Origin of the sequence: Streptomyces sp. NPDC007983 (genome assembly GCF_042958345.1) — a bacterium.
In the GTDB taxonomy this organism is placed as follows: Bacteria; Actinomycetota; Actinomycetes; order Streptomycetales; family Streptomycetaceae; genus Streptomyces.
On sequence record NZ_JBIBJI010000009.1, the window covers coordinates 119,551 to 134,386 of the forward strand.

At 72.4% G+C, this 14,836-nt stretch carries 13 protein-coding genes and 1 riboswitch; of the genes, 4 read left to right on the top strand and 9 right to left on the bottom strand.

Annotated elements, in window-relative coordinates:
- Positions 1–32 precede the first annotated feature (32 nt).
- From ACFZCY_RS27135 to ACFZCY_RS27150, 4 genes are all read left to right on the top strand, one after another.
- Entirely contained in the window at positions 33–1,694 is a 1,662-nt protein-coding gene (locus tag ACFZCY_RS27135) for a thiamine pyrophosphate-dependent enzyme (protein WP_391178586.1), read from the top strand.
- A 143-nt stretch (positions 1,695–1,837) separates the two neighbouring features.
- Entirely contained in the window at positions 1,838–2,566 is a 729-nt protein-coding gene (locus ACFZCY_RS27140; protein WP_391178588.1) for an ATP-binding cassette domain-containing protein, read from the top strand.
- Positions 2,548–3,783 (top strand): hypothetical protein, encoded by a 1,236-nt coding sequence (locus ACFZCY_RS27145; protein WP_391178591.1) that lies wholly within the window; start codon positions 2,548–2,550, stop codon positions 3,781–3,783. The genes ACFZCY_RS27140 and ACFZCY_RS27145 overlap by 19 nt, the downstream gene beginning before the upstream one ends.
- Positions 3,784–3,817: 34 nt before the next feature.
- A complete protein-coding gene (locus ACFZCY_RS27150; RefSeq protein ID WP_391178594.1) occupies positions 3,818–4,951 on the top strand; it encodes an LOG family protein in 1,134 nt (377 codons plus the stop codon).
- Between the two features lie 26 nt (positions 4,952–4,977).
- On the opposite strand, the gene ACFZCY_RS27155 is transcribed toward ACFZCY_RS27150, so the two are convergent.
- The 9 genes from ACFZCY_RS27155 to rpsB form a co-directional block, all read right to left on the bottom strand.
- Complete coding sequence (locus ACFZCY_RS27155) at positions 4,978–6,042, bottom strand: ATP-binding cassette domain-containing protein (protein ID WP_391178598.1); 1,065 nt, start codon at positions 6,040–6,042, stop codon at positions 4,978–4,980.
- Between the two features lie 14 nt (positions 6,043–6,056).
- Positions 6,057–7,670: an ABC transporter permease subunit gene (locus ACFZCY_RS27160; protein WP_391179278.1), complete on the bottom strand. Its 1,614-nt coding sequence runs from the start codon at positions 7,668–7,670 to the stop codon at positions 6,057–6,059.
- A 53-nt stretch (positions 7,671–7,723) separates the two neighbouring features.
- Complete coding sequence (locus ACFZCY_RS27165; protein ID WP_391178601.1) at positions 7,724–8,797, bottom strand: thiamine ABC transporter substrate-binding protein; 1,074 nt, start codon at positions 8,795–8,797, stop codon at positions 7,724–7,726.
- A riboswitch (TPP riboswitch) is annotated at positions 8,792–8,895 on the bottom strand. Its footprint overlaps the gene before it by 6 nt.
- Positions 8,896–8,960: 65 nt before the next feature.
- Positions 8,961–10,067 carry a 23S rRNA (adenine(2503)-C(2))-methyltransferase RlmN gene (gene rlmN, locus ACFZCY_RS27170; protein WP_055556773.1) on the bottom strand — a complete coding sequence of 369 codons (1,107 nt, stop codon included), beginning with the start codon at positions 10,065–10,067 and terminating at the stop codon, positions 8,961–8,963.
- An 84-nt stretch (positions 10,068–10,151) separates the two neighbouring features.
- The gene (locus ACFZCY_RS27175) at positions 10,152–11,327 is read right to left on the bottom strand and encodes a phosphatidate cytidylyltransferase (RefSeq protein ID WP_391178604.1); all 1,176 of its coding nucleotides are present in this window, start codon (positions 11,325–11,327) and stop codon (positions 10,152–10,154) included.
- The gene (gene frr / locus ACFZCY_RS27180) at positions 11,327–11,884 is read right to left on the bottom strand and encodes a ribosome recycling factor (protein ID WP_009714720.1); all 558 of its coding nucleotides are present in this window, start codon (positions 11,882–11,884) and stop codon (positions 11,327–11,329) included. The genes ACFZCY_RS27175 and frr overlap by 1 nt, the downstream gene beginning before the upstream one ends.
- Positions 11,885–11,988: 104 nt before the next feature.
- Positions 11,989–12,768, bottom strand: a complete 780-nt coding sequence (pyrH, locus tag ACFZCY_RS27185) for a UMP kinase (protein ID WP_055557951.1) — start codon at positions 12,766–12,768, stop codon at positions 11,989–11,991.
- 151 nt (positions 12,769–12,919) lie between these two features.
- On the bottom strand, positions 12,920–13,756 hold the full coding sequence (gene tsf, locus ACFZCY_RS27190; RefSeq protein WP_391178608.1) for a translation elongation factor Ts: 837 nt from the start codon (positions 13,754–13,756) through the stop codon (positions 12,920–12,922).
- Between the two features lie 98 nt (positions 13,757–13,854).
- A complete protein-coding gene (gene rpsB, locus ACFZCY_RS27195) occupies positions 13,855–14,772 on the bottom strand; it encodes a 30S ribosomal protein S2 (protein ID WP_391178610.1) in 918 nt (305 codons plus the stop codon).
- Between the last annotated feature and the right edge of the window lie 64 nt (positions 14,773–14,836).

Genomic DNA, 14,836 nt, shown 5'->3' on the forward strand with positions numbered 1-14,836 from the left:
CCCGCCACCCGCACCATCAGGAAAGGGCACCCATGCGCACCGCACAGGGCGAGCGCCACGGCGGCGATCTCGTCGTCGAATCCCTCACCGCGCTCGGCGCGACCACCGTCTTCGGGCTCCCCGGGCAGCACGCGCTCGGCGCCTTCGACGCCCTGCGCCGCTCCGGCCTCGACTACGTAGGGCTGCGCGTGGAGAACAACGCGGGGTTCGCGGCCGATGCCTTCGCCCGCGTCACCGGCACCGTCGCCCCGCTGCTGGTGTCCACCGGCCCCGGCGCGCTCATGACGCTGGCGGCGCTGCAGGAGTCGGCCGCGGCGTCCGCGCCGGTGCTGGGGATCGGCAGCCAGGTGCCCACCCCGGGGCTCGGCGGCGGCCGCAAGGGATATCTGCATGAACTGGTCGACCAGAAGGCGTCGTTCCGCGACATCGTCAAGTCCGTCCACACCGTCCGCACGGCCTCGCAGATCCCGTCCGCCCTCGCCGCCGCCTGGGCGTCCGCCCTGGAGGCACCGGCGGGCCCGGTGTGGCTGGAGATACCGCAGGACGTCCTGCTGGCCCCCACCTCCGTACCGCAGGTCACCACTCTGACGGCCACACCGCGCCCGCTGCCGCCCCGGCCGGAACTCATGGAACGGGCCGCACAGCTCCTGAGCACGGCCGAGCGCCCCGTGATCCTCGCCGGAGGCGGGGTCGTGCGCGCGGGGGCGTGTGAGGAACTGCGCGCGCTGGCCGAGCACCTGGACGCCCCCGTGGCCACCACGTTCGGCGGGAAGGGCGCGTTCCCCTGGGACCATCCCCTCTCCCTCCGGTCCTGGCTGGAGGACCGGCACACGACCGACCTTCTGGAGGACGCGGACGTCCTGCTCGTGGCCGGCTCGGGGCTCGGCGAACTGTCGTCCAACTACCACACGTTCCGCCCCCGCGGTCAGGTCATCCAGATCGAGGCCGACCTCGGCAAGCTGGAGTCCAACCACCCGGCGCTCGGCATCCACGCCGACGCGAAGCCCGCCCTGACCGCCCTCACCAGCGAGGTCACCCCCCGCCCGGAGTCGGCCGGTGCCGCCACCGCGGCCGCGCTGCTGGCCCGCGTACGGCGGCGGATCGCGGCGCAGGACCTGGACCTGGAGCAGCAGGTCCTGAGCGCCGTACGGGAGGCCCTGCCCGATGACGCGGCCAGCTTCTGGGACATGACGATCCTCGCGTACTGGGCCTGGTCCGCGTTCGACCCGCGGGCGGGCGCGATGCACTCCGCACAGGGCGCGGGCGGCCTCGGCTACGGGCTGCCCGCCGCGCTGGGGGCCGCCGCCGCGGACCGTACGCGGCGGCGGCCCGTACTGGCCGTGTCGGGCGACGGCGGGGCCATGTACTCGATCGCCGAACTCGCCACCGCCCGCCAGTACGACCTGCCGGTGACCTGGCTGATCGTGGACGACGGCGGCTACGGGATCCTGCGCGAGTACATGACGGACGCCTTCGGCGAGGCGACGGCCACCGAGCTGGCCCGCCCGGACTTCGTCGCGCTCGCCGGGTCCTTCGGCGTACCGGCCGTACGGACGGCACCCGACCGGCTGCGCACCGATCTGGCGGCGGCGCTGGCCGCACCGGGCCCCTCGGTGGTCGTGCTCCCCGCCCGTCTGCGCATGTTCGCGCCCACCCACCTCGAAGAACCCGATCGGCCACCGCACCAGGGCTGATCGGAGGAACTGGGCCCGCACCCGGCCGAGCCTCAGGCGCTGGTCCCGGCCGGAGTCCTTACCGTGCCAGTGACCCATTGGCTCCGGTCTCGTTCACCCCGTCGGGGGAACGAGTCGATCGCAGGTAAGGCGAGGTGCTCTGGATGGTGGCTCCGCCGGACGACGACGTGCTCCGGGCACGCACCCTGTCGTACGCCCATGACGGCTCGCCCGCCCTCGCCGGTGTCTCCCTCGGTGCCCGCGAGGGCGAGATCCTGGCGGTGACCGGTCCCCGTGGCTGCGGGAAGACCACGCTCCTCAAGTGCCTGTCGGGCCAGTTCGTCCCGGAGCACGGCGAGGTCTGGTTCAAGGACACCGCCGTGCACTCCCTCGCCCCGCTGAGCCGCGAGCGGCTGTGGCGCGACCACTTCGGCTGGATCGACACCGAGCCGCAGCTCGTGCCGGAGCTGACCGGGTGGGAGAACGCCGCGCTGCCGCTGATGCTGCGCGGCACCGGGCGGCGCGCCGCGAAGAGCGCGGCGTGCGAGTGGCTGGAGCGGCTCGACGTCGCCGAGTGCGCGGGGTCGCGCCCCGGCGCGCTGTTGCAGTCGCAGCGTCAGCGGGTCGCGATCGCGCGGGCGCTGGCCCCGACGCCGAGTGTGCTGTTCGCGGACGAGCCCACCGCGCCGCTGCACCGCGCCGACCGCGCCCAGGTGCTGCGGGCGCTCACCTCGGCGGCCCGTACGCACGGCCTCACCGTCGTACTGGCCACCCAGGACCCGGAGGTGGCCACGCTCGCCGACCGCACCGTGACCCTGCTGGACGGCCGCCTGGTGGACTCGGCGGCGTCCCCCGACGCGGAGGGCATCGCGGCGTGCTCAGCCTCCGCCTAGCCCGCGGCTCCCACCCGCTGGTCCTGTTGCGACGGTCGCTGGTGGCCGTCGCGGCGGCGGGCGCGAGCTTTCTGCTGCTGTCCGCCCTGGGGTTCGCGGCGAGCCACCCGGCCGACCCCGACGGGGCGCTCGCGCGGCTGCTGTGGTGCGTCGTCCCGCTGGCCGCGACCGTGCAGCTGGCCATGTCGGTCGCCCGTGCCGACCCCAGCACCCGGCCGGGCGCCGGGTTCGCCGCGGCCGGGCTCGGCCCGGCCCGGCTGGCGCTGCTGGCGGGCACCGTGACGGCGACGGCCTGCGCGGCCGGGAGCGCGCTGGCGCTGCTGGCCTTCCTGCATCTGCGCGGCGATGTGGGCGGCTCGTGGCTGCTGTGGGCGGGCAGCGGCGCCGCAGGGCGCGCACTCGGCGGGGATCGGCCGCTGCCGCTGGTCGGGGCGGTCACGCTGGTGGCCGTCGTACCGGTGGTGGCGGGCGCGGCGAGCGCGGCGGGGCTGTGGCCCCGGCAGCCGGGGGCCGGGGCGGAGGCCCGTACGGTACGGCCCGCCCTCCCCACCGTGGCGACCGGACGGCTCACCCCGCCTCCGCACCGCGCGGCGTCCGCCCTGCCGTGGGGCGTGGCGCTGACCACGGCGGGGCTCGCGCTGGGGGCGTACGCGGGGCGCGGCGCGCATCCGTCCTCCGGCGCCCTGGTGTCGCTGTCCGGGCGGTTCGGCGGCAGCGCGCCCGAGGTGGTGGGCGGCTGGGCGCTGACGGTGGCCGGGCTGATCCTGGCCGGGCCCGGGCTCGTGCACGGCTGCGGCCGGCTGCTGGCCGCGGGCCGGCCGGGCCCGCTGCGGCTGCTGGCGGGGCGGATGCTGCAGCAGGAGGCGGGGCTGATCGGGCGTCCGGTGGGGGTGCTGTGCGCGGTCGCCTCCGGGCTGTACGGAGCGCTGCGGCTGCACGAGGCGGCTCACGGCCGCCCCGGCGCCCACTCCTTCGGCCCGCTCACCGACCTGGGCGTGGCCCTGGTCCTGATGTGCGCGTTCACCGCGGTGCTCAACGCGGCGCTGGAGGCGCGGAGCGCGCGCAGGCGCACCACGGCCGCGCTGCTGCGCCTCGGCGCGTCGGCCCGTCTGCTGCGGGGCGCGGCCGTGACGCGCGGTGTGGCCCTGCTGCTCCTGCTGGCGCCGGTGGTGTGGGGCGTGGCCCAGTTGACGACGATGCCGTTCACCCATCGCTGACCGCACCGGCGTTCGATGTGATTAGCATGACGCCGTGCAGACCGATGACGCAGACACCCCCGCGCCCACCGCACCCGACGTCGAAATAGAGTCCCTGGAGGAGTTCGACCAGGTCGTCGCCCGCGGCACCCTGGCCGGATACCGGGTCCAGTCCGTCGACCTGACGGCCCGTACGTCCGCGCTGCTGTCCACCGACACCGACCGGGCGGTCTTCCTCGGCTGTCCGATGGAGCCGGAGGCAGCGGCGCGGGTGCGGGCGCGGGGCGCGCTGGTCTTCCCGCCCGTGCCGGACCTGCCGTTCGACCCGTACCGCGGCACCCTCTACACCGCGGCCGAGCTGTTCGAGGGCCTGGACGACGGGGTGGACGGATACGCGGGCACGCCGGACGCGCGCGCGTACGCCTGGTTCCAGCGGACCAAGGCGGACGGCGACATCTTCTCCTCGATGCTGCGCTCGATCCACGACGACGCGGTCTCCGACGCCCTGGACGAACTGCTCACCGGCGCCCGGGTGGTGGGCGTGATGGGCGGGCACGCGCTGGAGCGCGGCTCCGAGGGGTACGCGGGCGCCGCCCGGCTCGGGCAGGCGCTGGCACGGTCCGGGCTGACGGTCGCGACGGGCGGCGGCCCGGGCGCGATGGAGGCCGCCAACCTGGGCGCTTACACGGCGCCGCTTCCGGACGCGGCGCTGAAGGAGGCGCTGGAACTCCTCGCCCGGGAACCCTCGTTCCGCCCGTCGGTGGGCGCCTGGGCCGGGGCCGCGTTCACGGTGCGGGAGCGGTGGCCGGACGGCGGCGCGTCGGTCGGGATACCGACCTGGTTCTACGGGCACGAGCCGCCGAACGCCTTCGCCTCGCACATCGCCAAGTACTTCGCCAACGCGACCCGCGAGGACGGGCTGCTGGCCCGCTCGAACGCGGGCGTCGTCTTCCTGCCCGGCGCCGCCGGAACCCTTCAGGAGATCTTCGACAACGCCACGCCGAACTACTACGAGTCGCGCGGTGAGCCGACCCCGATGGTGCTCGTGGACCGCGACCACTGGACGCGCCGCCTGCCCGCCTGGCCGCTGCTCGAAGCGCTCGCTGAGGGGCGGTCGATGAAGGCCCGCATCGCACTGGTGGGCTCGGTGGACGAGGCCCCGGACGCGCTCGCCTCCCTGACGGGCTGAGCGCCTGGCCGACGGGCTGAACTTTTCTACGTCGAACCGAGCCGGGACGAGCCGAACCGGGACGAACCGAGCACCACCACGTCCTCGGCGTCGAAGGCCACCCCGACCCGCTCCCCCGCCTCCGGGGCGTCCCGCAGCGCGCAGGACGCCTCCAGGCGGGGTCCCTGGGACGGCTGGAGGATGAGCGCCACATGGTCGCCGCGGAAGGTGCGGGCCGCGACCGCGCAGGGCAGGCCGTCCTCGGGGGCCGTGAGCCGTACCCCGGCCGGGCGGACGAGCAGCCGGACCGGACCCGGCCGGGAACCGGGCGGCACGGGCAGCTTGCCCCACACGGTGTCGGCGTTCTCGCCGTGCACGGTCGCCTCGACCACGTTGTCGAAGCCCAGGAAGCGGGCGACGAACTCGTTCGCGGGGTGCCGCCACACCTCCAGCGGGGTGCCGGACTGCGCGATCCTCCCGTCCTCCATGACCACGACCCGGTCGGCGAGCGCGAACGCCTCGCCCTGGTCGTGGGTGACGGCGAGGACCGTGGTGCCCAGCCGGGCGAACAACTGCCGCAGCTCCACCACCAGCCGCTCCCGCAGCCCGCGGTCGAGCTGGCCCAGCGGCTCGTCCAGCATCAGCAGCCGCGGCCGGGGCGCCAGCGCGCGGGCGAGGGCGACGCGCTGCTGCTCACCGCCGGACAGCGAGTCGACCGGCCGCCGCTGCGCGCCGGGCAGCCCGACCAGGTCGAGCAGTTCGGCGACCCGGCGGTCCGCCTCCGCGCGCCCGGCCCCCCGCATCCGCAGCCCGAAGGCGACGTTGCCGCCCACGTCGCGCTGCGGGAAGAGCTGATGGTCCTGGAACATCAGCCCCACCCCGCGCCGGTGGGTGGGTATGCCGCTCTGGTCGCGGCCCCCGAGCCACACCCGGCCGGAAGCGGCGCGCTGAAGTCCGGCCACCACGCGCAGCATCGTGGACTTGCCGCTGCCGCTGGGGCCCAGCACACAGACCGTCTCGTGCTCGGCGACCTCCAGGTCGACGGCGTCGAGCGCGTCGTGGCGGCCGTAGCGGACCGTCACCTCGTCCAGGCGCAGCAGCGGCGGCGTCATCAGGATTCCCCCATTCAGAACTCCCCCGAGCGGTCGGTGCGGATGCGCTCAAGGGCCAGCAGGGAGCAGGCGCACACCAGCATCAGGATCGTGCTCAGCGCCATCGCCTGCCCGTAGTTGAGCTGTCCCGCCCGGCCCAGGAAGCGCGCGACGGCCACCGGGAGGGTGGGGAGGTCGGGGCGGGCGATGAACACCGTGGCCCCGAACTCGCCGAGCGATACGGCGAACGCGAAACCCGCCGCGACCGCCAGCGCCCGCCCCACCAGCGGAAGGTCCACCTCCCGCCAGGCGCGCAGCGGGGACGCGCCGAGCACGGCGGCGGCCTCCCGCAGCCGGTGGTCCACGGCCCGCAGCACGGGCAGCAGGGTGCGCACGACGAAAGGCACGCCCACCAGGGCCTGGGCGAGCGGCACGATGAGCCAGGAGGAGCGCAGGTCCAGCGGGGGTTCGTCGAGCGCGATGAGGAACCCGAAGCCCACCGTGACGGCGGAGGTGCCCAGCGGCAGCATCAGCAACGCGTCGAACCCGCGCACCAAGCGCCCCGCCCTCCGGGTCAGCGCGGCGGCGGCCAGTCCGCCCACGAGGAGGGCGAAAACGGTGGCGACGGCCGCGTACTGGAGAGAGTTGCCGATGGCGTCCACGGGGGCCACGAAGAAGGTGCCGCCGCTGTCGGCCGCGGATGCGAGCGCCCGGTAGTACGTGAATCCGTAGCCGTCCGCCCCGTGGAGCGAGCGTTCCACCAGCACCACGAGCGGCAGCACGATCAGCAGCGCGACGACGGCCAGCACCCCCGCGAGCAGCCCCCACTGCGCCGGGCCCTGCGGGCGGCGCGCGGTCCGGGCGGCGTCGACGAGCCGCAGGGCGCCCTCCCGGCGGCGTACGGTCCAGGCGTGCAGGGCGAGGACGGCCGCGACCGACGCGAACTGGACGAGTGTCAGCACCGCAGCCGTCGGCAGGTCGAGCAGCTGCGCGGTCTCCCGGTAGATGGCCACCTCCAGGGTGGCGTAGCGCGGGCCGCCCAGGATCTGGATCACGCCGAAGGAGGTGAACGTGAACAGGAAGACCATCAGCGCGGCGGCGGCCACCGCGGGGCCCAGCGCGGGCAGGGTGACCCGGCGCCAGGCGGCGAGGCGGCTCGCGCCGAGCACCCGGGCGGCCTCCTCCTGACGCGGGTCGAGCTGCGCCCACAGCCCGCCGACGGTGCGGACCACCACCGCGTAGTTGAAGAAGACATGGGCCAGCAGGATCGCCCAGACGCTGGTGTCGAGCCGTATCCCCCACAGCTCGTCCAGCAGCCCGCCGCGCCCGAGCAGCCCCAGGAACGCCGATCCGGCGACCACGGTCGGCAGCACGAACGGCACGGTCACCACGGCGCGCAGCAGCCCCTTGCCGGGGAAGGCGAAGCGGGCGAAGACGTACGCCCCGGGCAGCGCGACCGCCAGCGTCAGCCCGGTCGAGGCGGCCGCCTGCCAGCCGGTGAACCACAGGGTGTGCAGGACGGACGGGTCGCCCAGCACCTCGGGTATCCGCCCGAGCCGCCACCGGCCGTCGACGCGCAGCCCGCGGGTGACGATCGCGGCCACCGGATACGCGAAGAAGACGGCGAAGAAGGCGAGCGGCACGGCCATCAGGGCGAGCCGCAGGGCGGCGCCGCGCGGCCCGCCGCGGCCGGCCGCGGGCTTTACAGAACGAGCGAGGACCATGCCTTGACCCACGGCTCACGGTTCTCGGCGATCTTCCGCGGCGGCAGGGTGGCCGAGTCGGCGACCTTGACCCCGTACCGGGTGAAGACCTCCGGCAGCTTGGCGTCCTCGCGCACCGGATTGACGTACATGTTCAGCGGTACGTCCTCCTGGAAGCGCTTGGTCAGCAGGAAGTCCAGCAGCGCCTTGCCGCCCTTGGTGTTGCCCCCGCCCTTCAGCAGCCCGGCGAACTCCGTCTGCCGGAAGCAGGTGCCGTCCGCCACCCCGGTCGGGGCCTTGACGGGCTTCGACTTCGCGTCCGCCACCTCGGCGGGCGGGCTGGAGGCGTACGAGACGACGAGCGGCTTGTCCCCCTTGGCGCCGCCCGCCGAGCCGGAGAAGCGGTCGTAGTACGCCTGCTCCCAGCCGTCGACCACCTCGACGCCGTTGGCCCGCAGCTTCTTCCAGTAGTCCCGCCAGCCGTGGTCGCCGTAGCGGGCGGCGGTGCCGAGCAGGAAGGCGAGGCCGGGGGACGAGGTGGCGGCGTTCTCGGTGACCAGCAGGTTCTTGTACGCGGGCTTGGTCAGGTCGGCGAACGTCCTGGGCGGCGCGAGCTTCTCGCGCTCGAAGTAGGCGCGGTCGTAGTTGACGCAGATGTCGCCGTAGTCGACCGGTGTGACGCGGTGCTTCGCCCGGTCGGGCTGGAAGGCCGCGGGGACCTTGTCCAGCCCCTTCGCCTCGTACGGCGTGAACAGGTCGTTGTCCAGCGCGCGGGAGAGGAGGGTGTTGTCCACGCCGAAGAACACATCGCCCTGCGGATGGCCCTTGGACAGGATCGCCTGGTTGACAGCGGCCCCCGCGTCACCACCGGCCTGCACCCGCACCTTGTAGCCGGTCTTGCGCGTGAACTCCTTGAGGACCGCCTTGGACGCCGCGAACGAGTCGTGCGAGACCAGGGTGACGATCTTGGAGTCCTTGCCGTCCGCCGCGCCCCCACCGCAGCCCGCGAGGACGCCGGCGCCGAGGGAGGCCACGAGGGCGGCGGTGACGGCACGCCGAAGATGGCTGTTCATGCTGGGCTGACTCCCTACGCCGGTATGACCCGGATCAGGTTGGAGGGTCTGCGGCCGGGCCGCACTCTCAGCGCTGTCGCGCTCCCCTGTCGGAATGTTCATTTGTGCGTCGTCGCTGGATGGTTGTACGACGGTGGTGCGAAGGCACCGTATCAGCCGGTGGTCAGCGCTCCGTGGCCGCCAGCTGGCCGCACGCCCCGTCGATCTCCTGCCCCCGGGTGTCCCGGACGGTCACCGGCACCCCGTGCGCCTCCAGGGCCGCCACGAACGCCTTCTCGTCCTCGGGCCGGGACGCCGTCCACTTGGAGCCGGGCGTCGGGTTGAGCGGGATGAGGTTGACGTGCACCCGATGGCCCTTGAGCAGCCTGCCGAGCAGATCGGCGCGCCACGCCTGGTCGTTGATGTCCTTGATCAGGGCGTACTCGATGGAGATCCGGCGGCCCGACTTCTCCGCGTACTCCCACGCCGCGTCCAGGACCTCGCGCACCTTCCAGCGGGTGTTGACCGGGACGAGGGTGTCGCGCAGCTCGTCGTCGGGCGCGTGCAGGGACACCGCGAGCCGGCATTTGAAGCCCTCGTCGGCGAACCGCAGCATCGCCGGGACCAGCCCCACGGTCGAGACGGTGATCCCGCGCTGGGACAGGCCCAGGCCGTCCGGCTCGGGGTCGGTGAGCCGCCGGATGGCGCCGATGACCCGGTTGTAGTTGGCCAGCGGCTCGCCCATGCCCATGAAGACGATGTTGGACAGCCGGGCCGGGCCTCCCGGGATCTCGCCATCGCGCAGCGCGCGCATGCCGTCGACGATCTGGTGCACGATCTCGGCGGTGGACAGATTGCGGTCCAGACCCGCCTGGCCGGTGGCGCAGAACGGGCAGTTCATGCCGCAGCCCGCCTGGGAGCTGATGCACATGGTGACCCGGTCCGGGTAGCGCATCAGCACGGACTCGACGAGCGTGCCGTCGAAGAGCCGCCACAGGGTCTTGCGGGTGGTGTCGTCGTCGCAGCTGATGTGCCGCACCACGCTCATGAGGTCCGGCAGCAGCTCGGCCGCGAGCTTCTCGCGCGCGGCGGCCGGTACGTCGGTCCACTGGGCGGGGTCGTCGGTGTAGCGGGCGAAGTAGTGACGCGACACCTGACCGGCCCGGAAGGGCTTCTCCCCGAGGGCGGCGACGGCCTCGCGGCGCTCGGCGGGCGTGAGGTCGGCGAGGTGCCGCGGGGGCTTCTTGGCCCCACGCGGCACGGCGAAAGTGAGTTCTCCGGGCTTAGGCATGGCCGTACCAGTGTCGCAGACATGCGGAAGGCCCCGCGCCACGGGCGGTGCGGGGCCTTGAGCGGCAGCGATGCCGTACGGGGGTCAGCCGCCGCCCACGAAGATCACCAGCAGCAGCCACACCACGGGGGCGGTGGGCAGCAGCGAGTCGAGCCGGTCCATGATCCCGCCGTGGCCGGGCAGCAGCTTGCCCATGTCCTTGATGCCGAGGTCACGCTTGATCATGGACTCGCCGAGGTCCCCCAGGGTCGCGCTGACCGCGACGGCCAGGCCGAGCAGCAGCCCCTGCCACCACACGCCGCCCTCGATGAGGTACTGCATGCACAGCGCCCCCACGACCATCGCGAACGCCACCGCGCCCAGCAGCCCCTCGCGGGTCTTGCCGGGGCTGATGCGAGGCGCGAGCGGATGCTTGCCGAAACGCCAGCCGACCGCGTACGCGCCGGTGTCGCTGACCACCGTCAGCAGCAGGAAGGTCAGCACCCGCTGCGCGCCGTCGGGCGCGGCCAGTATGAGCGCCACGAAGGTGGCGAGGAACGGCACGTAGAAGGCGGCGAAGACGCCCGCGGTGACATCTCTGAGGTAGTTGTCGGGTGGCTCGGTCATCCGCCACACGAGCACGGCGAGCGCCGTGAGCGACACCGCCACCCATGCGCCCTGCGCCCCGCGCACATAGCCCGCGACGACCATGGCGACGCCGCCGACGGCGAGCGGCACCAGGGGGACCCGGATGTCCTTCCGCTCGGCCAGCCGGGAGGTCAGCTCCCACAGCCCGACGACCACGGCGACCGCTATCACGCCGATGAACACCGGCTTGTAGATGAAGAGCGAGGCGATGATGATCACGCCCAGCCCGACGCCCACGCCTATCGCGGCCCGCAGATCGCGGCCCGCGCTCTTCTTCTTCGCACCCTGATCGCCGCCACCGCCGGGCGCGCTGCCCGCGGACTCGGGGCCGGAAGCGGGGGGTGCCGGCGGCTGCCCGGGGGGCTGCCGGGGTCCGGGCCGCGGCTCCTGCTCATCGCGGAACAAGGGGCCGCCCGGCCGGGCGGCCCCCCGGTCACGGCCGGCGGCGTCGCCGGGGTCGCCGCCTGCGTGCGGCACGGTGGGCATGGGGCGAGTCTGCGCCGCTTCGGCCACCTCGTGCGCGGGACCCGCCGAAGAAGGGGGCACCTCCCAGCCGTAGCCGGGGGAGGTGCCCTGATCAGTCGGTCCCCAGAGTCCGGCGCGTGGTGGGGCCCCCCAGGAAGAGTCGTTCATCAGACCTCGAGCAGCTCGGCTTCCTTGTGCTTGAGCAGCTCATCCACCTGCGCGACGTACTTCGCGGTGAGGTCGTCGAGCTCCTTCTCCGCACGCCGGCCCTCGTCCTCGCCGACCTCGCCGTCCTTGATCAGCTTGTCGATCGACTCCTTGGCCTTGCGCCGGATGCTGCGGATCGAGATCTTCGCGTCCTCGCCCTTGCCCTTGGCGACCTTGATGAACTCCTTGCGGCGCTGCTCGGTCAGCTCGGGGAACACCACTCGGATGATGTTGCCGTCGTTGCTGGGGTTGACACCCAGGTCCGAGTCGCGGATCGCCTGCTCGATGTTGCGCAGCGCGCTCTTGTCGAACGGGGTGATCACGGCCATGCGCGGCTCGGGCACCGAGAACGACGCGAGCTGGTTGATCGGCGTCAGCGCACCGTAGTAGTCCGCCACGATCTTGTTGAACATCGCCGGGTGCGCACGCCCGGTGCGGATCGCCGCGAAGTCCTCCTTGGCGACCACAACGGCCTTCTCCATCTTCTCCTCGGCCTCGAGGAGGATTTCTTCGATCACCACTTGCTCCTGGTGTTATCCGTAAGCAGAGCCTCGCCCCTGCGTGCGTCTTCTCCTGCACGGTGTCCGACCGGCAGGCCGTTGTCCATCCCCCGAACGAGCCGTCAGGCCCGTGAGTCCTGGTCACTCACGAGCGTGCCGATCTTCTCACCCTTCACCGCGCGCGCGATATTTCCTTCGGCGGTCAGCTCGAAAACCAGGATCGGCAGCTTGTTGTCCCGGCAGAGGGTGATCGCGGTGGCGTCGGCGACCTTGAGGTCCCGGGTGATCACCTCGCCGTACTCCAGAGCGTCGAACTTGACCGCGTCCGGGTTCCGCTTGGGGTCGGAGTCGTAGACCCCGTCCACCCCGTTCTTACCCATGAGCAGCGCCTCGGCGTCGATCTCCAGGGCACGCTGGGCGGCGGTGGTGTCCGTGGAGAAGTACGGCATGCCCATGCCCGCGCCGAAGATCACCACGCGCCCCTTCTCCAGGTGGCGCACCGCGCGCAGCGGAATGTACGGCTCCGCGACCTGGCCCATGGTGATGGCGGTCTGGACACGGGAGTCGATGCCCTCCTTCTCCAGGAAGTCCTGGAGGGCGAGGCAGTTCATGACGGTGCCGAGCATGCCCATGTAGTCCGAGCGCGCCCGGTCCATGCCGCGCTGCTGCAGCTCCGCCCCGCGGAAGAAGTTGCCGCCACCGATCACGATGGCGATCTCGGCGCCGTCCCGCACCACGGCGGCGACCTCGCGGGCGATGGCGTGCACGACATCGGGGTCGACCCCGAGTCCCCCGCCCCCGGCGAACGCCTCGCCGGACAGCTTCAGCAGGAAACGGCCGTGTCGTACTGGACCGTCCGCGTTCTTGTCGGCGGCCTGTTTGGCGTCCGCGCCGTGATTCATTGGAGATCTCCTCGTGCACATACGAAGAAGGCCACTGCCGGGTCCTGGTACGACCTCTGCGGCAATGGCCTCCTCGTCACATCTGCGGCCGACCGGTTGACGGTTGGCTGCCTACGACCCTATCGGTGTCGCCGGTGTTTCGCTGCTCGGCTCAGACGCCGACGCGGAAACGGGCGAAGCGGGTCAGGGAGACGCCGGCCTCGTCCAGGACCTTCTGGACGCTCTTCTTGTTGTCCTTGGCGAACGCCTGGTCCACCAGGACGTTCTCCTTGAAGAAGCCGGTGACGCGACCTTCGATGATCTTCGGCAGGGCACCCTCGGGCTTGCCCTCCTCGCGAGCGGTGGCCTCGGCGACGCGACGCTCGTTCTCGACCGTCTCGGCCGGGATCTCGTCACGGCTCAGGAACTTCGGCGCGAAGGCCGCGACGTGCTGCGCGACGTCCTTGGCGACCTCGGCGTTCTCCTTGTCCAGCTCGACCAGGACGCCGACCTGCGGCGGCAGGTCCGGGCTGGTGCGGTGCATGTACGCGGCGACGTAGCCGCCGGAGAACTGCGCGAAACGGTCGAGGACGATCTTCTCGCCGAGGGTCGCGTTGGCCTCGTCCACGAACGCCTGGACGGTCTTGCCGGCCTCGATCTCGGAGGCGAGCAGGGCCTCCAGGTCGGCCGGAACGGTCTTGGCGACGTGGGCGGCGATGGCGTCGGCGACGGCGACGAACTTGTCGCCCTTGGCCACGAAGTCGGTCTCGCACTTCAGCTCGACCAGCACACCGGAGGAGTTGTCGTCGGCGATGAGGGAGACGACGGCACCGTTCTCGGCGCTGCGGCTCTCGCGCTTGGCCACGCCCTTCTGGCCCTTGACGCGGAGGATCTCGACGGCCTTGTCGACGCTGCCCTCGGCCTCGTCCAGCGCCTTCTTGCAGTCCATCATGCCGGCGCCGGTGAGCTCGCGGAGCTTCTTGACGTCAGCGGCGGTGAAGTTCGCCATGATCTGTGAATCTCTTCTCGAAAGTCGAAAGCTCTACGGGTGAACGACGGGGGCGGCGCCATCGCACCGTCCCCCGCCGTTGTACACCGTCTGAGTGGTCAGGCCTGCTCGGCGTCCGCGACCGGGGCCTCGGCGGGCTTGGCGTCCTCGGCGGGCTTCTCGGCAGCGTCCTCGGCCGGCTTCTCGGCCGGCTCCTCGGCGGCGGCCTCGGCCGGCTTGGCCTCGGACTCGTCGGCCTTCTTCTCGCCCTCGAGCAGGTCGCGCTCCCACTCGGCCAGCGGCTCGCCCGCACCCTTGTCGGCCTTCTCGTCGCCGGTGGCGACGCCGGAGCGGGCGATGAGGCCCTCGGCGACGGCGTCGGCGATCACCCGGGTGAGCAGCGTGACGGAGCGGATCGCGTCGTCGTTGCCCGGGATCTTGTAGTCGACCTCGTCGGGGTCACAGTTGGTGTCGAGGATCGCGACCACCGGGATGCGGAGCTTGCGCGCCTCACCGACGGCGATGTGCTCCTTCTTGGTGTCCACGATCCAGACGGCGCTCGGCACCTTCTGCATCTCGCGGATACCACCGAGGGTCTTCTCCAGCTTGGCCTTCTCGCGGGAGAGGACCAGGAGCTCCTTCTTGGTGAGGCCGGAGGCGGCCACATCCTCGAAGTCGATCTGCTCGAGCTCCTTCAGGCGCTGCAGGCGCTTGTAGACAGTCGAGAAGTTGGTCAGCATGCCGCCCAGCCAGCGCTGGTTGACAAACGGCATACCGACGCGGGTCGCCTGCTCGGCGATCGCCTCCTGCGCCTGCTTCTTCGTGCCGACGAACATGATGGAGCCGCCGTGGGCGACGGTCTCCTTGACGAACTCGTAGGCGCGGTCGATGTACGACAGCGACTGGAGCAGGTCGATGATGTAGATGCCGTTGCGCTCGGTGAAGATGAAGCGCTTCATCTTCGGGTTCCAGCGGCGGGTCTGGTGCCCGAAGTGGACGCCGCTCTCCAGCAGCTCCCGCATCGTGACGACGGCCATGGCCGTACTCCTTGAGGTACTCGGTTCCACGGCGGCCGGGCGGCCGCCGCTCCTGACGCCCCGG